Origin of the sequence: Demequina salsinemoris (assembly GCF_000974805.1) — a bacterium.
Taxonomy (GTDB): Bacteria; Actinomycetota; Actinomycetes; order Actinomycetales; family Demequinaceae; genus Demequina; species Demequina salsinemoris.
This window is the reverse complement of sequence record NZ_BBQZ01000003.1, coordinates 147,104-170,060: the sequence shown is the minus strand read 5'-3', so window position 1 is coordinate 170,060 and position 22,957 is coordinate 147,104. Positions and strand designations below refer to the sequence as shown.

18 protein-coding genes are annotated in these 22,957 nt (G+C 70.5%); 9 read left to right on the top strand and 9 right to left on the bottom strand.

The genetic code is table 11. The features are described 5' to 3' along the window. Positions 1 to 13: 13 nt before the first annotated feature. Positions 14 to 3,181, bottom strand: a complete 3,168-nt coding sequence (gene ileS / locus AOP78_RS07745) for an isoleucine--tRNA ligase (protein ID WP_062202905.1) — start codon at positions 3,179 to 3,181, stop codon at positions 14 to 16. A 569-nt stretch (positions 3,182 to 3,750) separates the two neighbouring features. On the opposite strand from ileS, the gene AOP78_RS07740 reads away from it, so the two are divergent. The 4 genes from AOP78_RS07740 to AOP78_RS07725 all read left to right on the top strand — a co-directional run bounded on the left by AOP78_RS07740 (position 3,751) and on the right by AOP78_RS07725 (position 9,925). Beyond that, positions 3,751 to 5,463, top strand: coding sequence for an MFS transporter (locus AOP78_RS07740; RefSeq protein ID WP_062202904.1), 1,713 nt, complete (start codon positions 3,751 to 3,753; stop codon positions 5,461 to 5,463). 250 nt (positions 5,464 to 5,713) lie between these two features. Next, on the top strand, positions 5,714 to 7,606 hold the full coding sequence (locus tag AOP78_RS07735) for an MFS transporter (RefSeq protein WP_152659455.1): 1,893 nt from the start codon (positions 5,714 to 5,716) through the stop codon (positions 7,604 to 7,606). A gap of 32 nt (positions 7,607 to 7,638) precedes the next feature. Next, complete coding sequence (locus AOP78_RS07730) at positions 7,639 to 8,232, top strand: CDP-alcohol phosphatidyltransferase family protein (protein ID WP_062202902.1); 594 nt, start codon at positions 7,639 to 7,641, stop codon at positions 8,230 to 8,232. A 40-nt stretch (positions 8,233 to 8,272) separates the two neighbouring features. Continuing rightward, a complete protein-coding gene (locus AOP78_RS07725) occupies positions 8,273 to 9,925 on the top strand; it encodes a DUF885 domain-containing protein (protein WP_062202901.1) in 1,653 nt (550 codons plus the stop codon). 59 nt (positions 9,926 to 9,984) lie between these two features. Here AOP78_RS07725 and AOP78_RS07720 read toward each other — a convergent pair whose 3' ends face one another. The 3 genes from AOP78_RS07720 to AOP78_RS07710 form a co-directional block, all read right to left on the bottom strand. Next, positions 9,985 to 10,575 (bottom strand): helix-turn-helix domain-containing protein, encoded by a 591-nt coding sequence (locus AOP78_RS07720; protein ID WP_062202900.1) that lies wholly within the window; start codon positions 10,573 to 10,575, stop codon positions 9,985 to 9,987. 211 nt (positions 10,576 to 10,786) lie between these two features. After that, positions 10,787 to 12,337 (bottom strand): 1-acyl-sn-glycerol-3-phosphate acyltransferase, encoded by a 1,551-nt coding sequence (locus AOP78_RS07715; RefSeq protein ID WP_083979929.1) that lies wholly within the window; start codon positions 12,335 to 12,337, stop codon positions 10,787 to 10,789. 19 nt (positions 12,338 to 12,356) lie between these two features. Beyond that, entirely contained in the window at positions 12,357 to 13,184 is an 828-nt protein-coding gene (locus AOP78_RS07710) for a patatin-like phospholipase family protein (RefSeq protein WP_062202899.1), read from the bottom strand. A 101-nt stretch (positions 13,185 to 13,285) separates the two neighbouring features. Here AOP78_RS07710 and AOP78_RS07705 point away from each other — a divergent pair, with 101 nt between their 5' ends. The 5 genes from AOP78_RS07705 to AOP78_RS07685 all read left to right on the top strand — a co-directional run bounded on the left by AOP78_RS07705 (position 13,286) and on the right by AOP78_RS07685 (position 17,673). Beyond that, on the top strand, positions 13,286 to 14,968 hold the full coding sequence (locus AOP78_RS07705; RefSeq protein ID WP_062202897.1) for a cytochrome c biogenesis protein CcdA: 1,683 nt from the start codon (positions 13,286 to 13,288) through the stop codon (positions 14,966 to 14,968). Between the two features lie 81 nt (positions 14,969 to 15,049). Further along, complete coding sequence (locus AOP78_RS07700) at positions 15,050 to 15,328, top strand: hypothetical protein (RefSeq protein ID WP_062202894.1); 279 nt, start codon at positions 15,050 to 15,052, stop codon at positions 15,326 to 15,328. 18 nt (positions 15,329 to 15,346) lie between these two features. Beyond that, positions 15,347 to 16,012, top strand: a complete 666-nt coding sequence (locus AOP78_RS07695; protein WP_236685332.1) for a sigma-70 family RNA polymerase sigma factor — start codon at positions 15,347 to 15,349, stop codon at positions 16,010 to 16,012. Next, positions 16,009 to 16,797: an anti-sigma factor gene (locus AOP78_RS07690; protein ID WP_062202892.1), complete on the top strand. Its 789-nt coding sequence runs from the start codon at positions 16,009 to 16,011 to the stop codon at positions 16,795 to 16,797. Before AOP78_RS07695 ends, AOP78_RS07690 begins: the two co-directional genes overlap by 4 nt. Before the next feature lie 273 nt (positions 16,798 to 17,070). Beyond that, a complete protein-coding gene (locus AOP78_RS07685; protein WP_062202890.1) occupies positions 17,071 to 17,673 on the top strand; it encodes a dienelactone hydrolase family protein in 603 nt (200 codons plus the stop codon). 15 nt (positions 17,674 to 17,688) lie between these two features. On the opposite strand, the gene AOP78_RS07680 is transcribed toward AOP78_RS07685, so the two are convergent. The 5 genes from AOP78_RS07680 to AOP78_RS07660 all read right to left on the bottom strand — a co-directional run bounded on the left by AOP78_RS07680 (position 17,689) and on the right by AOP78_RS07660 (position 22,816). Then, positions 17,689 to 17,940 (bottom strand): hypothetical protein, encoded by a 252-nt coding sequence (locus AOP78_RS07680; RefSeq protein ID WP_160297606.1) that lies wholly within the window; start codon positions 17,938 to 17,940, stop codon positions 17,689 to 17,691. 536 nt (positions 17,941 to 18,476) lie between these two features. Beyond that, on the bottom strand, positions 18,477 to 19,019 hold the full coding sequence (locus AOP78_RS07675; protein WP_062202886.1) for an NYN domain-containing protein: 543 nt from the start codon (positions 19,017 to 19,019) through the stop codon (positions 18,477 to 18,479). A gap of 193 nt (positions 19,020 to 19,212) precedes the next feature. Beyond that, positions 19,213 to 20,427, bottom strand: a complete 1,215-nt coding sequence (locus AOP78_RS07670; protein WP_062202884.1) for a cobalamin-independent methionine synthase II family protein — start codon at positions 20,425 to 20,427, stop codon at positions 19,213 to 19,215. A 178-nt stretch (positions 20,428 to 20,605) separates the two neighbouring features. Further along, positions 20,606 to 21,271, bottom strand: a complete 666-nt coding sequence (locus tag AOP78_RS07665; RefSeq protein ID WP_152659453.1) for a DUF6226 family protein — start codon at positions 21,269 to 21,271, stop codon at positions 20,606 to 20,608. Between the two features lie 36 nt (positions 21,272 to 21,307). Continuing rightward, positions 21,308 to 22,816, bottom strand: a complete 1,509-nt coding sequence (locus AOP78_RS07660; protein WP_152659452.1) for a hypothetical protein — start codon at positions 22,814 to 22,816, stop codon at positions 21,308 to 21,310. Positions 22,817 to 22,957: the final 141 nt, after the last annotated feature.

Genomic DNA, 22,957 nt, shown 5'->3' with positions numbered 1-22,957 from the left:
AGAATCCGGTCCGTCAAGCCTTCGCGACCGCGATCGCCTGATCGCCCTCGGTCACGACGACCTCGGTCGCGAGCACCTCGCCCGCGATGAGGTCGCGGTGCGTCTCGACCGCGGCCACGCGCTCGGCGGGCACGGTGAGCGTGAGGACGATGCGATCGCCGACGTTGAGGCCCGCGGCCTTGCGCTCGTCCTGGATCGCGCGGATCAGGTCGCGCGCGAAGCCCTCGGCCTCGAGCTCGGGGGTCAGCACGGTGTCGAGCGCGACGAAGCCACCGCCCGCGAGGACCGAGGCGACCAGCGCATCGTCCCCTTCCCCGCCGATGACGGTGACGAGCTCGTACTCGCCCTCGACCAACGCGATGCCTCCCGACGTGACCACGCCGTCCGCCTCGGACCAGTCGCCGGTCTTGGAGCCCTTGATCGCGGCCTGGACGTTCTTGCCGATGCGCGGGCCGGCCGCGCGGGCATTGACGGTGAGGCGACGCTCGACCGGGTTGGCCTCCGTGAACTCGGCCTCTGTCACGAGCGACACGGCCTTGACGTTGAGCTCGGATGCGATCAGCGAGGCGTAGGACTCCAGCGCGGCCGGGTCCGCCACGGCGACCTCGAGCGAGGGCAGCGGCTGACGCACGCGGATCTGCTCCTTCTTCCGCAGCGCGTGAGCCGAGGAGACGACCTCCCGGACCTGGTCCATCGTGGCCCCAAGCGTGTCGTCGTGCCAGGCCTTCGGGGCGACCGGGTAGTCGGTGAGGTGCACCGAGCGCTCGCCCGTGAGCCCGCGCCAGACCTCCTCGGTCGTGAGCGGCAGGAGCGGCGCGGCGAGGCGGGAGACGGTCTCGAGCACGGTGTAGAGCGTGTCGAACGCGTCGCGGTCCTCGTCCCAGAAGCGGTCGCGCTGGGTGCGGACGTACCAGTTGGTGAGCAGGTCCATGTACTGCGCGAGCGCGTCGGAGGCTCCGGGCACGTCGAACGCGTCCATCTGCTCGGTGACGGTGTCGACGAGCTCCGCGGTCTTCGCGAGCACGTAGCGGTCCATGACGGGCAGCGACGCGACGCGCTCGGGGATGACCTTCTTGCCGAGCAGCCCCGCGCCCTTGTTGGCCGCGCCCGCGTACAGGGTGAAGAAGTAGTACGTGGACCACAGCGGCAGCATCACCTGGCGGACGCCCTCGCGGATGCCCTGCTCGGTGACGATGAGGTTGCCACCGCGCAGGATCGGCGAGCCCATGAGGAACCAGCGCATCGCGTCGGAGCCGTCGCGGTGGAAGACCTCGTTGACGTCCGGGTAGTTGCGACGCGACTTGGACATCTTGGTGCCGTCGTCGCCCAGGACGATGCCGTGCGAGATGCACGTGGTGAACGCCGGGCGGTCGAACAGCGCCGTCGCGAGCGTGTGCATCACGTAGAACCAGCCGCGGGTCTGGCCGATGTACTCGACGATGAAGTCCGCCGGGTTGTGGCTGTCGAACCACTCGCGGTTCTCGAACGGGTAGTGCACCTGCGCGAACGGCATCGAGCCCGAGTCGAACCACACATCGAGGACGTCGGGGATGCGGCGCATCGTCGAGGCGCCGGTCGGGTCGTCCGGGTTGGGGCGCGTGAGGTCGTCGATGTAGGGACGATGCAGGTTCGGCTCGCCGTTCTCGTCGAGCGGGAGACGGCCGAAGTCCGCCTCGAGCTCCGCGAGCGAGCCGTACACGTCGATGCGCGGGTGCTCGGGGTCGTCCGACACCCACACCGGGATCGGCGTGCCGAAGTAGCGGTTGCGGGACACGGACCAGTCGCGCGCGCCCTCGAGCCACTTGCCGAACTGCCCGTGCTTGATGTGCTCGGGCACCCACGTGATGTCCTCGTTGAGGCCCACCATGCGGTCGCGGAACTCGGTTACGCGGATGAACCACGAGCTCACGGGCTTGTAGATCAGCGGGTTGCGGCAGCGCCAGCAGTGCGGGTAGCTGTGGTCGTACGTCTCGTGGCGGACGACGACGCCGGCCTCCTTGAGGTCCGCGATGATCTGCTTGTTCGCCTCGAAGACCTGGATCCCCTGGTATTCGGGGACGAGGCTCGTGAAGCGGCCCTTCGCGTCGACGGTCTCGACCGGGTGCACGCCCTTCGCGCCGAGCAGCGCGAGGTCGTCCTCACCGTAGGGGGCCATGTGAACGAGCCCGGTACCGTCCTCGGTCGAGACGAAGTCGGCGGTCCAGGCACGGTGGGCGTTGTCGCCTCCCACGAAGTGCGGGAACGGCGGGGTGTACTGGAGGCCCTCGAACTCGGCTCCCTTAACGGTCGCGAGGGTCTCGTAGCCCTCGCCGAGCTCGCGCGCGTAGCTGCCGACGCGAGAGGCGGCGAAGACGAGCTTGCGGCCCGCGAACGCGCCCTCGACCGGGCGCACGATGACGTAGTCGATGTCGGCGCCGACGGCGGCGGCGAGGTTGCTGGGCAGGGTCCAGGGCGTCGTGGTCCAGACGACCAGCTCGGTGCCCGCGAGGTCGCCGGGTGCGTCGATCAGCGGGAAGGTGACGGTGAGCGCGGGGTCCTGGCGCATCGCGTAGACGTCGTCGTCCATGCGCAGCTCGTGGTTGGACAGCGGCGTCTCGTCGCGCCAGCAGTACGGGAGGACACGGAAGCCCTCGTAGGCGAGGCCCTTGTCGTACAGGGTCTTGAAGCCCCAGATGACGGACTCCATGAAGGTCACGTCGAGCGTCTTGTAGTCGTTCTCGAAGTCGACCCAGCGCGCCTGGCGGGTGACGTACTCCTCCCACTCCTTCGTGTACTTGAGCACCGAGGTCTTGCAGGCGTCGTTGAACTGGGCGATGCCCATCTCCTCGATCTGCGACTTGTCGGTGATGCCGAGGATGCGCTCGGCCTCGAGCTCGGCAGGAAGGCCGTGGGTGTCCCAGCCGAAGCGGCGCTCGACCTTCTTGCCGCGCATCGTCTCGAAGCGGGGCACGACGTCCTTGACGTAGCCCGTGAGGAGGTGGCCGTAGTGCGGCAGTCCGTTGGCGAACGGAGGGCCGTCGTAGAAGACGAACTCCTCTTCCGTCGCCCGGTTGTCGATCGACGCCTGGAAGGTGTCGTCGGCCTTCCAGTAGGCGAGCACGTCCTCCTCGATGGAGGGGAAGCTCGGCGAGGCGGGGACCTCGGCGTCGGGACGGTGCAGCGGATAGCGGGCGTCGGCCATGTGGAGGCTTTCCTTCGGATGACGACGCCTTCGTGAGGCGTCTTCGGTGGTGCGTCGACTCGGGGATCCTGGGGCTGGTTGCCTCAGGACCGCTCTGCGAGGACGCTCGGGCCCGGCCGTGACCGGTCCGCTCGCGCGGTACCACCTCGCTTGCCGCTCTCCCCTGCCGTGCAGGCGGATCGCGGCCGCTCGTGCCCCGCTTCCACGGGACGGACGCTGTGACGGGCTGCCCGTGCGGTTCTACTCCCCCGCCTCGTGGCCGGGTTTCTTCCGCAAGCTCGCCGGTGATGGCCGGGTCGACGCTGGTGGGACAAGTGTAGCGGGCGCGGTCCGGCGACGTTCGCGTCCGTCTGAGGAGGAGACGAGAGTTCCCGCAGAGAACTGTGAGACGCGTCACCTGCTCCTCGACAGATGTCCAGGGGAATGCCTACCCTAGAGCCTCTGGTTGAACCCATATCGGGATCCCTTGCGATCCGGCCGGGCGGCGTTGCCCTTCACACGCCGCCTCCGCCGCCAGCGGGCGCGACGTTCGTCCCCTTGCCTCACGTCCCCGCACCTGGAGCCCCGCCTTGTCCTCCCACACCCGCACGCTTGAGCTGCCCGCGCTCGATGAGCTGCTCGCACGCGCGCCCGAGCAGCGTGGAGCCCGTCCCGAGTCGATCGAGCCCGAGCCCACGACCGCCGCGATCCCGGTCGTCGGCGGTGCCGAGGCCGTCGTCATCGACGAGCCCGAGCGCGCGGTCCGCTCCCTCGCCGCACTCACCCTCTCCCCGCGCCGGGCCCACGCCGCGCTGCTCGTCCTCGCCGCCGGCGCCTTCGCGACGGGCGCGAACGAGGCCTCGATCATCGCGCTCAGCCCCTCGATCGCGACGGGGCTCGGCGTCCCCGTGGCCCAGGTCGGGCTGCTCGCGACGGCCTTCGCGCTCACCGTCGTCGTCGCGGCGGTGCCGCTCACCCTGCTCACCGCGCGGCTCTCGCCGCGCACCACGCTCACCGCGACCCTCGCCCTGTGGACCACGGGCGTGACCATCGCCGCGACCGCCGGATCGTTCGCCCAGCTCGCCGGGGGACGCATCGTCTCGGCGGCCGCACACGCGCTGTTCTGGGCGCTCGTCGCCCCGACCGCGGCGAACCTGTTCGCCCCGCACCTGCGTGCGATGACGGTCACGCGCATCATGGTCGGCGGCGCCGCCGCCGGCGTCGTCGGCACCCCGCTCGTCACGATCGCGGGAGAGCATCTGGGCTGGCAGGCGCCCTACTGGGGCTTCGCCGCGCTCGGAGTCGTGCTCGTGGTCGCACTCGCGCTCACCCTCCCCCGGCCGGTGCGAGACGACTCCGTCGACCCCGACGACGACCTGCCCCCGGCGCCGGAGCACACCCGCGGCGACGTGCCCTCGATGAGGAACTTCGCGCGGGTGCTCGCCGTGACCTTCACCGCGCAGGTCGCGATGTCGGCGACGTGGACCTACATCGCGTCGTACGTCACGGACGTCGCGGGGATGCCGAAGGCGACCCTCCCCGTGCTGTTCGCCCTCGGCGGCGTCCTCGGCGTCGCATCGACGCTCGCGATCGGCCCGCACCTCGCGCGGCGCGCCGTCCACTCCGTCGGGCTGGGGGTCGTCGGCATCGGCATCGCCTGGGTGTTGCTCGCGACGGGCACGGCGTGGGGCGCCGTCGGCGGGCAGATCTTCCAGGCCGCCGGCTGGGCGGCGCTCGTCGCGGCGCTGCTCAACTGGGCGATGCGCCACACCCCGTGGCGCACGGACCTTGGCGCGAGCACCTTCATGATGACCTCCAACTCGGGTGCGGCCGTCGGCCCGATCATCGGAGGAGCCGTCCTCGGGGCGTTCGGCCTCGCCGCGCTTCCCCTCGTGTCGCTCGCCCTCACCGGCGTCGCCGCCGTCCTTGTCGCGACCGTGGATCCGCGCCTGCGTCACCGCCTCGGCGTCTCGCGCAGCGTCCGCACGGCTCTCGAACGACGTCAGGCTCTCCGCGACCGGCGCGACGAGTGGGCCCGTCGCACCGAGCGCACCGCGCCGCGCTCGATCGCGGCTGCGTGGAGCGTCGGCCAGCAGGCCGCGCGTCACGCGGATGCCGCGCTCGCCGCCTCGGTGCCCGGAACGAGCGCCTCCGCGCCCAGCATGACCAAGGACGATGCCGACGCCCCCGCGGTCACGGCCCGGGCCGAGTCGAGCGCACCCTCGGAGGTCCTCGACGAGGGCGCCGCCTATCTGCACATCGCTTCGCTCCAGGCGCTCGACCCGTACCGCGAGGAGCCGTGATCGCGGCCCGGGCCGCGGTCGCGACAGCACCGCCCGACCGCATGCCCTGATGCGCCCACGGCGAGGACGACCGGGACCTTTCGCATCGACAGCGAGCCGCCGGGAACCTTACGATCAAATGCCTCGTTTCCTGCGCGGATCCTCGCGATCCGCACCCGGCGAGCCGCGTCTCGCGGCACCGCGCCACCCTCCCGGCCACACCCACGCAACGGCTCCCTCCGCTGCCTGACCCTCGCAGAGGAAGACCCCGTTGTCCGCGACGACCCGCACGTTGGAGATGGCCGCGCTCGATGAGCTGCTGCACTCCGACGCGCCCGCGCATCCGGCTCCCGCAGAGCCGTTCGACCCGGAGCCGACCACGCTCGCGATCCCCGTCGCGGGCGCGGTCGAGGCGATCGTCGTCGACGAGCCCGAACCCGGGGTGCGGTCCCTCGAGGCGTTGACGCTGTCGCCGCGCAGGGCGATGACCGCTCTCCTGGTGCTGGCCGGCGCGGCCTTCGCGGCTGGGGTCAACGAGGGCGCGATCGTCGCGCTGACCCCGGCGATCGCCGCGGACCTCGGTATCGCGGTGGCGCAGGTGGGGCTGCTCGCGACCGCATTCGCCCTCACCGTCGTGATCGCCTCCGTGCCGCTGACGATGCTCGCTGGCCGACTCTCGAAGCGCACCACCCTCACGGCGACGTTCGCGGTGTGGACGACGGGCGTCGTGATCGCCGCCTCCGCCCACTCGTTCGCGCAGCTCGCGGCCGGACGCATGGTGACCGCAGCGGCGCATGGACTGTTCTGGGGAGTCGTCGCACCGACCGCCGCGAGCCTCTTCGCGCCCCACCTGCGTGCCATGACGGTGACTCGGGTGATGGTCGGAGCCTCCGCGGCAGGCGTCATCGGCACGCCCCTCGTCACCGTCGCGGGCGAGACCGTCGGATGGCATCAGCCGTTCTGGGCGTTGGCCGTGCTCGGCCTCGCGCTCACCGTCACTCTCCCGCTGGTGCTGCCGGGGCGCGCGCGACACGAGCACGAGGACACGCACGAGGACGACGACGACGAGCCGCCGCCCGCACCTCACACGATCGGTGACGTCCCCTCGCTCAAGCACTTCATCCGCGTGCTCGTCGTGACGTTCGGCATGCAGATCGGCATGGCGATCACGTGGACGTACATCGTGTCGTACTACACCGACACAGCGGGGCTGCCGCCGGGTGCGGTGCCGCTGCTGTTCTCGCTCGGAGGCATGGTCGGCGTCGCGTCGACCCTCCTCATCAGTCCCTTCCTCGCACGGCACGCGGTCCAGACCGTCGGCCTCGGCGTCCTGGGCGTCGGTCTCGCCTACGTGCTCTACGCGATCGCGCAGCCGTGGGCGGCCGTGCTGGGCCAGATCTCGGTGTCGGCGGGGTGGGCGGTCCTGGTCGCGGGCCTGCTCAACTGGGCGATGCGCCACACGCCGTGGCGCACGGACATCGGCTCGAGCCTGTACATGGTCACCGCGAACATCGGTGCCGCCGTCGGACCGCTCATCGGCGCCACGATCGTGTCCACCTTCGGGATGCGTTGGCTGCCGATCGTCTCGTTCGGGTTCTCCGCGCTCGCGCTGGTCGCCCTCGCGACGGTGGACGCGCAGGTCGTCGCGCGACTCGCGGTGCCGCGCCAGGTACGCATGGCGCTCGAGCGCCAGCAGGAGCTGCGCGACAAGCGCCGAGAGTGGCGTCGGCGCACCGAGGCGCCCGCGCATCGTCCCGTGGCGGCCCAGTGGGCCGTCGGCCAGCACGCCGCCGAGCAGCCGGGCGCCGAGCAGCGCTCCAAGATGGCGTCCATCTGGAACCGGCCGCTCGTCGGGGCGAGGCTCGCGCGGCCGACGCCGCACTGGCCCGCGGCGCGCACGGCTCGCGTCAGCAGACGCACCACCGTCGAGCAGAAGCGCACCCTCGCGCAGGCTGCCGAGCTCACCGCCCAGCAGGAGGCGATCGCGGCCGAGGCCGTGCGCCTCGCGGCCGAGGAGCACGTCGCGCACTCGGAGGCCGTCCTCACCGAGGCGGTGCCGATGATCGCCGGGGCCGGCGAGCCCGTCGCCCCGCCGGACGAGAGCTATGCCGAGGAGCAGATCGCGGCGCTGCAGGCGCTCGATCCGTACCGCGAGGACAACTGACGCTGCATGCCTCGAGCCCCTAGTCTCAAGGCATGGGGGCTGGAAGATGGGCGAGGGCCGGCGTCGCCGACGCGCTGTCGATCGCGCGCATCCCGCTCGGCGCGGCCCTCGCGGCGACGGCTGTGATCGCCCCCGAGTCAAGGGCGACGCTGCTGATCTGCTTCGTTCTCGGCGTCGTCACCGATGTGCTGGACGGCTGGTGGGCGCGGCGCGCCGGTGCGGCCTCGGACCGCGGGGCGTCGCTCGACTCCTTCGCGGACGCGGTCTTCACGGTCTGCACGATCGTCGCGCTGCTCGCCTCGGTCTCGTGGGCGCTCGCGGACTGGGGGTGGTGTGCGGTCGCCGCGGTCACGGCGGCGCGGCTCGCGGTCGTCGCCGTCGCGTGGCGTCGCTTCCGACTCGCGTCGATCATGCACACGCACCTGAACCGCGCGACGGGCGTGGCGGTGGCGGTCGTCGCTGGGTCCGCCTTGGCGACGGGGACGATGCCGGTGTGGGCGCTCGCGCTCGCGGGCCTCGTGTCGCTGGCGGCCTCGACCGAGGAGCTGGCGATCGTGCTGAGGTCTGCCGAGTACGACCGCGACACGCGCTCGTGGCGGACGAGGCCGTCGAGCCTCGAGACCTGAGATCGACATGGCCTGCGCTCGATCGGCGTAGCGTCGAGCCATGTCCGCACTGCACCGCATCGCCGATGACCTGTACGACCACGCGACGTCGAGCAACCCGACCGCGCTCCTGTGGGACGGGAAGCTCGACAATCTGAGCGAGTGGACCGATCTCTCGCCTCACGCGCGTGAGGAGCGCAACCGTCGATACCTGGAGATCGCCGCTGCTGCGGAGTCGCTCGCGGTCGACGGGCCGGCAGCGCGAGCGCTGCGCGACGTCGTGTCCACGACCGCGCGGAGCAATGCCCTGCTCGACGCGTGGGAGCCCGAGCTGCTGCTCGTCAGCCCCCGGATGGGCGTGCTGGAGGACATCATGTCGTTCATCACGTCGTTCCCGCTCGCGACGGCCGAGCACGGCGAGGACTATCTCGCCAAGATGCGCCGGATGCCGACGATGCTCGATCAGCTCATGGACGTCGCGGGGGCGGCGGCCGACGAGGGCCGCGTCGCGTTGCGGCGCCACCTGCTCGACACGGCCGCGACCGCGGAGGAGTACCTTGCCACTCCCGCCGGGCCCGAGGAGCGGCTGTGCGGACAGGCGCCGCCGAGCGACCTCGACGACGCCGACGCCGACGCGTGGAGGAACCGGCTCATCGCCGTGGTGCGCGATCAGGTGAGGCCTGGCCTTGCCGCATACGCCGCCCGCCTGCGAGCGCTCGCCGAGCGCGGCAGGCCCGATGACCGGCCCGGGCTTGTGCACCTCGACGGCGGCCTCGACATGTATCGCAAGCACATCTGGGGCAACCTCCTGCTCGATCGCACCCCTGAGGACCTCCACGAGCTCGGCCTGGCTCAGGTCGCCCGGCTCGAGGACGAGTACCGCACGATCGCGGGTCCGCTGCTCGGCCTGGGCGACGTCTCCGAGATCTACGCGCGCCTACGCGACGATCCGTCGCTGCGCTACGACTCCGCTGACGCGCTGATCGCAGACGCCACCTCGGCGCTCGCGCGGGCGGAGGTCGCCGCACGCGACTGGTTCCGCGTCCTGCCACGGTCACGGTGCACGGCCAACGCGACGGACTTCGGCGCGATGGGCTACTACTCGGCGCCCGATCCCGAGACCGGCAAGGAGCCGAGGTTCTACGTCAAGACGTCCGATCCCTCGTCGTGGTCGACGTACGAGCTCGAGGGCCTGACCTTCCACGAGGCGGTGCCCGGGCATCATCTCCAGGTGGGTCTGGCAGCCGAGGACGACTCGCTCCACAAGGTGCAGCGCGAGCTCTTCAACACCGCGTACGCCGAGGGATGGGCGCTGTACGCCGAGCGCCTCGCCGACGAGATGGGGCTGTACTCCACGCCGATGGCGCGGGTGGGGATGCTGCTCAACGACTCGATGCGCGCATGCAGGCTCGTGGTCGACACCGGGATCCACGCGTTCGGGTGGAGCCGCGAGCGCGCGATCGAGTACGTCGTGGATCACTCGCCCATCGATCCTGCGCACGTCGCGCAGGAGGTCGATCGCTACATCTCACTCCCCGGCCAGGCGCTCGCCTACATGGTGGGCCGCCTCGAGATCCAGGCGATCCGAGCCGAGGCCGAGAAGTCGCCGGACTTCGACATCCGCGACTTCCACGACCGCGTGCTGCGCTACGGAGCAGTGCCGCTCACGACGCTGCGGAGCCAGGTTCTCGGCGGCGCGGCGCCCGAGGTGTGAACCTCACGGCAGCCGCATCGTCGCCGATGCGCGCCCGGGCATCGCAGAGACGGTGAGGGTCAGGCGCGCGCCTCGGCGGCCGCGCCCTCCTCGGCGTCCTCGTCGTCGTGGTGGAATCCCGCCACGTAGGGGAAGGCCGAGACGTTGAGCAGCGACGGCTTGGTACCCGGGCGGTACTCGGCGGCCTTCTCGAAGCGCTCGATGAGGGCGTTCACCATGCCCTGCACCTCCGCGCGCTCCTCGTCGTCGAAGTAGCCGACCTGACGCGCGATGCGGGTGAAGTCAGCGACCCAGTCGAAGTCCTCGCTCGCGATGTAGCGGGAGGCGTCTGCGGCGAGCATGCGGTTGAGGCCCTCGATGCCGGCGACGAACTCGGCGGGGCCGAGAGTGCCGAGGTCCTGACGCGTGATGAGGCTCTCCTGCTCGTTCGCGCGGAAGTAGCGCTCGATCGCGCCGCCGCGTCGCTCCTCGCGGGTCACCTCGATGATGCCGCCGTCGAGCAGCTCGGCGACCGCCCGGTACAGCGAGGCCTGAGGGACGTCGTCGAGCACCTTGGCGAGCTGCTTGACGTTCATCTCGGACTGGGCGAGCACCAGGGACACACGGATGCGGACGGGGTGCAGAAGAAGACGAGAGCGACGAGGGTCCATGTCAAGTCATTCTACTGTCTGGTAAACGGGAATTCGAGCATATTCGACACTCGATGTCGCACAATTTCCTCAGATTCGCGCTGGTCGCGCCCGCATTGCCCGAGATTCTCCTGAATGCACCGTCGCCGAATGTGACATTATCAATATGAGAACATCGAACCGGGTCGATATTCCCGGACATGAATTCGACCGTATCGGACGGATCGCCCCGCTATCGGATCCGCCCGAGTCCCGGCACGAACTTCCCGGTCCTCGCCGCATAGTCGGCGTACCCGTCGTACTCGCGCAGCAGGTAGGACTCCTCGAGTCGCGTCTTGAGCTCGAAGAAGACCGCGAGCGCCGCGACCAGCCCCCACACGACGACCTCGCCGCGCGCGACCGCGACGCCGGCGCAGATGACGACCACCGAGGTGTAGAGGGGATGCCTCATCCATCGATACAGCCCCTTGGCGATCAGCCCCGTGCCGTTCGGGGTCGGCAGCGGAGTGAGCGCACGCCCCAGGTGGAACCCCGACACCGCGAGCCCCACCGCCCCGACGAGCACGACGGCAAGCCCCGCGATCGGAGCGCCCGGCACGTCCGGGCTCCACGAGGCTGGCCAGAACCCGACCCCGAGGAACAGCAGCGCCTGCACCGCGACAAGCGTCCAGTCCAGGCGCGCCTGACGGTCCAGCAGCCTCATCCGTCCAGGGACGAGGCGCCCCTTGCCCGCCGCATCCGACACCTCGTCCTCCTTCTGTCCGATCCAGCCGTCCACGCGCTCCCACCAGTCGAAGAGCCACATGGTGCGCCGCTCCGCATCCGAGGGGATCTCCTCCGGCATCGCGGTCCAGCCCTTCATGGTGATGCGCTTGTCGATCGGCAGCTCGCGCCACACGTCGCGCACGGTCGAGAGTCCCTCGAGTCCCGTGTGGGCGACGACGATCACGGCCGCCTCGGGGCACGCCTCCATCGCCGCCATCACTCCCCCGACGTGCGGCGGCATGACGTTGGGCATGGCCTCGGCCCTGTCCGCGAGCGCGTCGTGCCCGGCGGCGCGCAGCGCGCGGATGCGCGATTCGCGCCGCCGCGGGGTGACATTGGCGCCCTCGGGGAAGATGAGCACCGCATCGTCGTCGTCCATCCCCGCGGCCAGCTGACCGACGGCCTCCGCCCCGCCAGGCGCCCCGGCGCGCCGGTGACGGCGCGGGGTGACGAACCGTGAAGGGATGCGGTGCAGCAGGACATCGATCGCCGGGTCCCACTGGAGGGTGTCCTTGAGCACGATCATCGGGTCGCGCGAGTAGCGGTTGAGCAGCGCCTCGACGATGACGAACGAGTCCCCGGGACCGGCGTGCCTGCTCACGACGATCACAGGACGCCCGTGCGCCGCGCCGTACAGGTCGGGGTCCTCGTGGACGATGTCGAGCCGCAGCGTCCACCGCACCTGCCAGAACAGCAGGGCGAGCAGGCGGCTCGTGAGCGTGTAGTGCGCCTCCTGGAACGCGGGCCGCCTGATCAGCAGCCCGAAGCCCGACCCGACCCACAGCAGGAACAGGCTCACGAGCGCGAGCGCCTCCCACATCAGGTAGAAGACCGTCATCGCGAACACGCGCAGCAGGCGACCGCGACCCGGCAGCGCCCAGCTCACGACGCCCGCGACGACGGCGAGCAGGATGACCGTGACCGGCAGCACAGCGACCGCGACGAACACGAGCGCAGGGGCGATCACCAGGCGGCGCACCCAGATCGGGGGCAGGCGAAGGCTGCCGGCGGCTCTCATGCTGGCATCCTCCCGTGCTTCAGCGCTCGCCGTCGAGAGCCAGGTAGGCGGCCGATGCCTCGTACGCCGCGGCGATGCGGGCATGCGTGGCGTCCATGCGACGGTAGGAGCCCGGGCGCGAGTCCAGGGGGTGCGGGCCGCCGTACGGGAGCACATGCACCGACACGTCGTCCGGGATCTGCTCGCGCTCCCGGGCGAACCTGTGGCGACGGGCGATCTCGAAGGACACCTTCGCGACGTCCGCGGGGGTGCGCGGCGCGGCCAGCGGCTCCTCGATGCGGCCCACCTGGAGGACATAGACCTCGGTCGCACCGCGCGCGATCGCCTCGCCGAGCGGGATCGAGTTCACGAGACCGCCGTCCACGTAGTGCTCTCCGTTCACGAACGTGGGGGGCAGAGCCGCGGGAACCGACGCCGAGGCGAGCACGGCGGTGATGAGCGGCCCCGAGTCGAACCACTGCTCGGCCGCGCGCTCGATGCTCGCGGCGCACACCGCGAGCGGGATCTCGAGGTCCTCGAAGCGTGCGTCGTCACCCACCATCGCGGCGATGAGCTCGCGAAGCGGCTCGGGGTCGTTGAGGTGGATGCGCGAGGTCGCGAGGCGCTGGAGCTGGCGCATCCACGAGTCACCGTAGACGGCCGACGCCGCGGGCGAGCCCCAGGCATCCGCGAGGCGTTCGATCACGGCCTCGGTCGGGTCGGCCGCGAAGGCCGCTCCGTTGATGGCGCCGATCGACGTGCCCACGATGAGGTCGGGGCGGATCCCGGCCTCGACCAGGGCCTGGAGCATCCCGATCTCGACGGCGCCGCGCACCCCGCCGCCACCGAGGACGAATCCGACTGTCATGGTCTCGACTCTTCCACGCCCGGCGAGGGCTGTCATCCGGCGCGGCGCGTGGCAGGGTGAGGAGCACCCGTCCCCCACCGAGGCGCCTCCGAACACCAGACATGATCACGCTCCTCATCGTCGGACTCGTGTCCGGCATCATCACCGCCGTCAGCCCCTGCGTGCTGCCCGTCCTGCCAGCGATCCTCACCAGCGCGATCCAGGACGGCGCATCGTCCAGGCGACGGCCGATCGTCGTCGTCGCTGGTCTCGTCACGAGCTTCGCGGTGTTCACGCTGCTCGGCGGGATCCTGCTGTCGAGCCTGGGCCTGCCCGACGACCTGCTGCGATGGATCGGCATCGTCGTGCTCGCGATCGTCGGCCTCGGCCTCGCGGTCCCAGCCGTGGGCCACATCCTCGAGCGCCCGTTCCAGAACACCCGCATCCCCACGCTCAGCCGCGACGGCAACGGCTACGTCATGGGCCTCGCGCTGGGGCTCGTGTTCGTGCCGTGCGCCGGCCCGATCCTCGCCGCGATCACCGTCCTCGCCGCGACCAACGGCGTGAGCTGGGGCCTCGTGGTGCTCACGCTCGCGTTCTCTGCGGGCATCGCGATCCCGCTGCTGATCTTCGGGCTCGCGGGCCAGGCGATCGGCTCAAGGACCCGGTGGGTCCGCACCCGCCTTCAGGGGATCCGCATCGCCTCGGGCGTCGTCCTGATGCTCACCGCGGTCGTGATCGCGACGAACGTCGCCGAACCGCTCCAGCGCGCGGTGCCAGGGTTCCTCGCGGAGATCCAGGACCGCGTCGAGAACAACGACACGGTCCAGGGAGAGCTGGACGACCTCTCGGGCAGGGACGATGCGGCCGTTGCCTCGGGCGAGAGCCGCACCTTCGACGAGTGCGAGGAAGGGGACATCTCGGTGCTCCAGGACTGCGGCGAGGCGCGCGGCTTCGAGGGGATCGAGGCCTGGCTCAACACGGACGACGGCGCCGCGCCCGACCTCACGGGCAAGGTGGTCCTCGTCGACTTCTGGACGTACTCCTGCATCAACTGCCAGCGCACGCTGCCCTATCTGACCGGGTGGTACGACAAGTACAAGGACCAGGGATTCGAGATCGTCGGCGTGCACACACCCGAGTTCGCGTTCGAGAAGGTCGAGTCCAACGTGGCCGACGCGAACGACCGGTACGGCGTCGAGTACCCGGTCGCTCTCGACAACTCGTATCAGACGTGGCGCCTGTGGGACCAGCGGTTCTGGCCCGCGCACTACCTGATCGACCAGGAGGGCGACGTCCGCCAGGTTCACTACGGCGAGGGCGGTTACGAGGCCACCGAGGCCCTGATCCAAGAGCTGCTCGGCATGTCGGACGGCGACTTCGTGCAGGCCGACGAGACCGCGGACACGAGCGGGCGCACGCAGGAGTCCTACCTCGGGTCCAGCCGCATCGCGTACGCCGAGAACGACTCGCTCCCGTTCGGCCAGGAGACGGCGTTCTCCGGCGAGACCGAGCCGAGCCTCGACCACTTCACCTTCGACGGCACGTGGACCATCGCGAGCGAGTACGCGCGCGCTGGCGACGACGCGCGACTGTACCTGCACTACTACGCCGCCGACGTCTACCTGGTGCTCGCAGGAACCGGCACCGTCACCGTGACGGACGTGGAGACCGGCGCCTCGTCCGAGGTCCAGGTGGACGGCACCTCCGACCTGTACACGCTCGTCTCCGGTGAGGCGAAGGAGGCGACCGTGCGGCTCGAGCTCACCGAGGGCCTCGAGGCGTACGCCTTCACCTTCGGGTGATCCGCGACCCATCCGGAGCCCCCGCAGCACCGAACACCCCACGAGCGGCGCCCGCCGTTCACGAGCACAGGGAGGGAACCGATGAGGCTCGCACCGAAGATGATCGTCGCTCCGGCGGTCGCACTGCTCGCGGCAGGCATGCTCGCCGGCTGCGGAGACACCGAGGACGCGGAGGACACCATGGAGCCGACCGCGACGCACGACGAGATGATGTCGGAGGACTCGATGACCGAGGACTCCATGGAGGACGACACCATGACCGAGGACTCCATGGACTCCGAGGACTCGATGGAGGACGATTCCATGGAGGACGACACGATGTCCGACGACGAGATGATGGAGGAGAGCGCCGACTCCTGACGGAGACGGACGACGGCCATGGGCGAACGGCATCTCAGGGCGGTGCGCGGCGACGGGGACGATCCCGCCGCCCGCACCGCCGCGTCGTCGATGGACGAAGCCTCCGGCTCCCCGCGCCGTCGACCACGCGAGGCCGACGCGCTGGACCTTCTGCTCACCCGCGTCGGCCGCGGCGATCAGGCCGCCTATGAGGAGCTGTTCGACGCCGTCGCAGGCTCGGTGCACGGCCTGGCGGTCCGCATCGTCCGTGACCGCGACATGGCTCAGGACGTGGCGCAGGAGGTGCTCGTGGAGGTGTGGCATCGGGCCGCCAGGTACAGGTCCGATGCGGGCTCGGCACGGTCGTGGATCCTCACGATCGCTCACCGTCGCGCCGTCGACCGGGTTCGGTCGGAGCAGGCGCACGCGGACCGGCTGCGCACGCACGGCGTCCAGCCCGAGTCCGAGCCCGCGGAGCAGGAGAACGTGATCGACACGATGCAGCACGAGTGGGAGGCCGCGCGCGTGCGAAGCGGACTTGCGGCCCTCACCGACCGGCAGCGCCAGGCGCTCGAGCTCGCCTACTACCGGGGCTTCACGCACCGCGAGGTGGCAGAGTCGCTCGGGGTGCCGCTCGGCACGGCCAAGGCGCGGATCCGGGACGGCTTGAGCAGGCTTCGAGACATGTGGGAGGAGGAACGATGAACGACGACCAGAGCGTGCACTCGCTCCTCGGGCCCTACGTCGTCGACGCGGTGACGGACGACGAGAGGGTCGCCTTCGAGCGGCACCTCCAGTCCTGCGCGGATTGCCGCGCCGAGGTGGCATCGCTGCGCGACGTCGCGGCGGCGTTGGCCTCGGCCGAGGCGATCGAACCCCCGAAGACGTTGCGCGCCAGCGTGATGGCGCAGATCGCGACGACTCCGCAGCTCACGCCGGGAGCGGCTGACGCGTCGACCGACGCCGCAGCGCCCGCGGCCGCTGTCGGTCCCGGCGAGGTCAGCACGATCGCGCCCGTACGGCGCCTGCTTCGTCGCCCCGCACATCGTTGGCTGCCGCTGAGCGCCGCAGCGGCCGCCGTGGTCGTGGTGGTCGCTGTCGGCGTGGGCCTGCTGCGGCCGACCCCGGACGCCGCCGACACCTCAGCGATGGAACGCGACGTCATGATGATCGTCTCCGCGCCGGACGCGCACACGATGGACCTCGACCTCGGCACGACTCACGTGATCGTCTCGGACCGGATGGAGGGGGTCGCGGTGATGTGCGCCGACACCCCGATGCCCGACGACGGGATGGAGTACCAGCTGTGGCTCGTCATGGATGACGGCTCGACCATGGCCGGCCCTACGTTCATGCCCGACGACTCGGGCGAGGTGATGACGATGATGCATGCAGGCCTCGACGACGTCGCCGCGATAGCCGTCACCGAGGAGCCCATGGGAGGCTCCGAGGAGCCGACCTCGGACGCCCTCGCGATCGCCGAGATGTAGGTAACGATCCGGTCACGGCACCCCGCGAGTCGAGACCTGTGAACGGTCACAGGGACTAGGTTCGCTTCTGAGAACGAGGCGCCGCCGTCGGCACCACCAGAGACCTGTCCACGTATGGTCAATGGCGCCCATACGTGGGCGGCCACCTGTGCGCGACGCACCCTCGTCACCCCTGGCAGGCCACAGACTCGCTCCGCGACTCGCCTGCCTGACCGCCCTCGCCCAACTCTGGTTCGACTCGCGTCCGCCTCGGGTTCGGGCGACACTGGGCGTATGGCAGAGATCCTGCTCTTCCATCATGCGCACGGCCTCACGGACGGTCTGAGGTCGTTTGCGGATCGCCTGCGCGCACAGGGACACATCGTTCACACCCCCGACTCGTACGCCGGCCTCACCTTCGACAGGCTCGACGATGGTCTGGCTCATGCGCAGAGCATCGGCCACGACGCGTTCGCCGAGGTGGCGCACCGCGCGGCCCGCGAGCACCGCCACGCCAGCATCGTCATGGGCTTCTCGCTCGGGGCGGCGCAGGCGCAGCAGCTCGCGCAGGACCTCCCGCGCATCCGCGGGTGCCTGCTGATGGGTGGAGTGCTTCAGCCGCTGGCGCTCGGCGGCGACTGGCGCCACCAGGTCCCCCTCGACATCCACCTCGCCGATCCCGACGAGTGGGTCGACGAGGGCGCCCTCAACGGGCTCACGTTCCGTGCGCCCCAGGCGCGCGTCTTCCGCTACCCCGACCGCCGACACATGTTCATGGACCGCTCCCTGCGCGACTACGACGCGGACGCGGCGGACCTGTTCGAGCAGCGTGTGGAGGACTGGCTGGATCTCGTCGCGCAGCCTGTGGACCACAGCGCCGCCGCTCGCGCGCTCTGACCGGAGCGCCGCCGATCAGGTGAGGACGCCGACAGCCCGACCGACCATCTCCGGTCCCGTCACGCCCATGGCGGGCGGGGTGCGGAAGGAGAGTCCGATGTCGAAGTACGGGGCAACCACGTCGATGTACCAATGGGTGAGCGACTCGACGCCGAGGAAGAACCACTGCTCCGTGACCGCGGTGTACACCAGGTAGGCCAGTGCCGCCGCGACGATGAGCTCGATGAGGAAGTACACGGGGACCCGGAGCGTCCGAGCGCTCGGCACGGCGCCCCGTGACGGTGCGACTGGCCGCCGCAGCGGACGGATGGCTACGGTCGCCAGGTTCGGCGTGGTCAAAGCTCCCCCTTGTTGTAGAACGTTGCCAAGTGCCATCAAAGACAACGCTAGGACGCCCACGGAGTTTTCGCGAACTATGTCGCAATTCCCTGCCCCTACCAGGCATCGTGCCACAACGATGCCGCTTTGTCCCGGTTTGCGAGGTTGCGCCACGCTGCAGCCCATGGGGCGTGACGCGCGCGGCCTCACGGCCCCGACCCGCGCAGGGCTGAGCGGTCAGCGACACGCCTGCTGGGAGTTGCCGCATAACTCCCTGGGACATCCTCTGAGGTCCTTTACCGAAACGTAATGTGAAGCCATGAAGACATCAGCCCCTCGGTCGACCGGCACCGACACCCCTCCCCCATAGCTGTGGCGGCGGGCTTCCCCTCTCCCCCTGGCCCGCCGCCCCATATCTACGCCCGGTGCACGCGTCACGGCGCGACTCGTGCACCGGGCGTTGCCATGTCCGGACGCCCCCACGCTCAGGCCGCGAGCGCATGCGCGGCGCGAGCGGCCGGCGTTCCGCGGCGCATGCCTCCCGAGACCCGGATGTAGGCGCTTTCACCGAGGCGAACCGCCGGCCGCTCGAGCCATACCACGTCGTCCGCGCGCGCGGTCAGCTCGGCCGAGGCCGAGGCCGGAAGCGCCGCGACGGTGGTCCGCACGCCGGCCGCGCGGAGCCCGACGACCGAGTCGATGAACTCATGATCACCGCTCGCGATGATCACCTCCGCGAAGCGCGAGGCGATCCACTCCGCATCATCGACCTCCTCGCACAGCGCACGATCGGCTCCCGACGACCCGCGCCTCACGACGAGTCGTGCCCGGGGAAATCGGGCCCGCGCCTCGAACGCCCAGGACGGGGCCGAGGCGACGGTGAGCCTGTCGGTCTCAGGCCGATAGCGGAGCGCCTCCACGAGCCCTTCGCAGGCGAGATCCCAGGCCGCGTCGGAGGCGAGCTCGGGGCTGCAGCCGAGCAGGTTCTCGACATCGACGAGGATGCAGCGGGTGCCGATGGTGTGCATGGTCAGTTCCCCCTCAGGATGCGCCGAGGCCCCCGATCGAGGGCCATGGCGACGACCGTAGAACGGGGGTCTGACACCCGACCCGACCCGCGCATCGTCCGGGGACGACGACGACCAGACCCCCGCATCTTCCGGGAACGACGAAGGCCCGACCCCCGCATCGTGCGGGAGCCGGGCCTCATGACGTCGGGCGTCAGCCGTTGAGGAGCGCCTCAGCGCGGCGCGCGCCCTCGCCCAGCGACTCGAGCTTCGCCCACGCGATCTGGCCGTGGACGCGGCCGCCGAGACCGCAGTCGGTCGCGGCGATGACGTTCTCCGGGCCCACCAGCTCGGCGAAGCGGACGATGCGCTCGGCGACCAGGTCGGGGTGCTCGACGACGTTGGTCGAGTGACCGACGATGCCGGGGACGATCTTCTTGCCCTCGGGGAGCTGGACGTCCTTCCAGACCTTCCACTCGTGCTCGTGACGCGCGTTGGCGGCCTCGAACGAGTACTCGCCCGCGTTGATCTCGAGCATCTTGTCCGCGATGTGCGCGAACTCGAGGTCGGTCGTGTGGGGACCGTGCCACGAGCCCCAGCACAGGTGCAGGCGCACCTTGTCCTCGGGCAGGCCCTCGATCGCGTGATTGATCGCGTCGATGCGGGTCTGGATGAATGCGCGGTAGTCCGCGACGGACGGCTCGGGGTTGATCTGGTCCCACGACTCGGCGAGCGACGGGTCGTCGATCTGCAGGGTGAAGCCCGCATCGACGATCGCCTTGTACTCCTCGCGGAGCACGTCGGCCCACGCCCAGATGTGCTCCTCCTCGGTCTTGTAGAACGAGTTGCCGATGCGCGCGGCGGACCCGGGGGCGAGCGCGGTGATGAAGCCGTCCTGGAGGCCGTTGGCGTCGAGCGCGGAGCGCAGGTGGCGGACGTCCGCGGAGACGAGGTCGTGACCGCGGTACGTCAGCGGGCCGGAGGTCTCGGGCCAGTAGGGGACGTCGCCGAGCAGCACGCCGGACGTCGGGTCGAAGTAGGCCTCGGCGAACTTGGTCCAGTCGCGACGGTCGTTCATCGACGTGAGGCGCACGTTGCCGGGGCTCGAGCGGACCGGCTCGGGCATGGGCGCGTCCTTGGGCGGCAGCGACAGGCCACCGGTGCGCTGGAACGAGTACGACCACCAGGCGCCGAAGTCGTGGCCCGGCGACATCGCCTTGCCGAACTCGCCGTCGCCGACGATGTCGATGCCAGCCTCGACCTGCTGCTTCACGACGTCGGTGACCGCCTCCTGCAGGAGGGCCTCGAACTCGTCGTTCGTCTCAAACGTGAAGCCGTCCTCGGACACGGGACGAGCGGCGTTGGCCTCCGCGAGCTTCTTGGTGCGCGGCAGCGAGCCGGCGGTGGTGGTCTGGATGAGCTTGCTCATTGTTCTCCTCGGGTGCGGCGACGGCTGAGCCCGACGACGGGCGGCCGTCGACGCAGGGGTCGACGGGCTGTCGCAGGCAACTTCCGCTCGCATTCGGGCTGGTCGAGCACGATGCGGCGAATCCGAGGCTTCGTTTGATGCGCTGCGCCGCCCATTGTGCACGATGCGGGCGCGCCTCTCAACGCGACACCTCGTCGACGCGCAAGGGCCACGGCGCGAACGGCGTCGCCTGCTTCATCAGCGATGCGATCTCGCGGCGCTGCCCCCACGATTCGCTCCTGCTCCAGCCCGAGCCGCTGCTCACGGGTCCCGTATGACCGGACCTCACGCCCCGCCCCTCGACCCGTTCCCAGACCTCACCGGAGGCGACGGCGAACGCGAAGTCCTCGAGGCTGTCCGCCACCTCCTCGACCGACTCATCGCACGCCTCGCATCCGCACACGGGCGCGAGCGCTCCCGTCGTGACGCCCGCGAGCAGCTCGACGCCGGGGTGGTCCGTCTCGATCACGGTCAACGGTGCGCCCTGCCCCCGGGGGACGATGCGGCGCACCGCAGGGGGCGCGTCAGCGATGGGCCCGCGCGGTTCGAGGTGGCGGACGCCGGGCAGTCGGCCGGCCTCAGGGTCGGCATCCTCGATCACGTCGACGTCGTAGGTGGCGACCAGGTGGTCGACGATGGCGCGCGCGATGGTCCACGCGACCTCGAAGCGTTCGGGGTGGACGACGACGCTGTACGCATCATCAGGCGGCCAGCCCGGGATCTCGCCCAGCCGACGACCGTACGGGATCACCGCTCCCGCATCGTCCCTGAGCTCGGGGAACACGACGACGGGCCTGGTGTACATGGGCATGACGCTACCGGCGGCGTGGCGGTACGACGGTCAGCCGACGTAGCTCGGGCTGCCGGTCACCGGTGTCGCGGCGTCCGCGACCTCCGAGGTTCCGAGGACGCCGCCGCCTGTGTCGGTGGACTCCTCCGCCGAGCTCGACGTGGCCGACGTCGGGAGCACGCCGGTGTCGGTGGTGACCGTGGCCGTCACCGTGGCGCCGGGCGAGCATTCGACATCGGCGGTCTCGGTGATGGTCACCGCGGGCTTGGCCGCCTCGGTGAGGGTGAACGTCACGGCGGGCTTCGCCTCGGTCTGGGTCACCGTGACGGCCGGCTGCGGCACCTGCTCGGTGATCGTCACCACCGCGCCGGGGCTGGGCACCTCGGTCGCGGTGATCGTGACGGCCGGGGCCGGGGACGCCGTGACGGTGACGGCGGGCTGACTCACGGTCTCCGTGGCCGTCGCCGTCTCCGTGGCCGTCTGGATCACCGTGACGATCGGGGCGGGCGAGGCCGATACCGTCACAGTCGGAGGCGTCGCGGTCACCGTCTCCGTGGCAGTCTCGGTCGCGGTGGCGCTCTCGGTCGCCCTCTCCGTCGCTGTCACGGTCACGATCGGCGCGGGCGAGGCGGACACCGTCACCGTCGGAGGCGTCGCAGTCACGGTCTCCGTCGCGGTGGCCGTCGCCGTCTCCGTCGCGTTCCGGGTCGCGGTCTCCGTCGCAGTGGCGCTCTCCGTGGCCGTCTGCGTCACCGTCACGATGGGCGCGGGCGAGGCGGACACCGTCACAGTCGGAGGCGTCGCGGTCACGGTCTCCGTCGCAGTGGCGGTCGCGGTCTCGGTCGCCTTCTCGGTGGCAGTCGCCGTCTCCGTGGCTGTCGCGGTCTCGGTCGCGGTGGAATTGTCCGTAGCGGTCTCGGTCGCCGTCGCCGTCTCGGTGGCGGTAGCAGTCGCGGTGGCCGTGGAGCTCTCCGTCGCGGTCTCGGTCGCGGTAGCAGTCTCAGTCGCGGTAGCAGTCTCAGTCGCGGTGGCAGTCTCAGTCGCGGTAGCGGTAGCGGTAGCGGTAGCGGTAGCGGTCGCGGTCGCGTTCGCAGTGACGGTCGCCGTCGCGGTGACGGTCACGGTCGGCGTCGGGGTCGGCGACGGCGAGGGCACGCCGCCGCACCAGATGCCGTCGTAGACCGACGGGAAGGAGACCTCGGCGACGTAGTTGCCCTCGGCATCCTGCTCGACGAACGTGGCGTCGACCTGATAGTCGTAGCCCTCCTCGGGCAGCATGTCGGCCGGGATGTACACGTGCATCCCCATGAGGTCGCCGTCCTCGTCCTTCATGGTGAACGTGTAGTGGGTGTTGTTGGCACCGGTGACCTGCGCAGTGAGGATCCAGTAACCGGGCGTCGGCTCCTCGTTGTACGTGACATCCAGGTAGAAGTCCGTCCCGCAGTCGGCGTTGACGTTCACGTTGGGCGCGGTCGCGGTGTCGGTGGTCGCGGCGAAGGCGATGGGCGCGACAAGGAGCGCGGTGGCCGCAGTGGCGGCGACCAAGACGCTGCGCCGCATCGTCCTCCCCCTTCGCTCGGCCCGCCCCGCCATGCGCCCAACACAGCAGACGGATCGCTGCACTCACGTCGTCACTTATGTCGAGTTTCACCCCATTTGGAGGATGTCGCAACAGATGCGTCACGGCGTGCCATCACATCG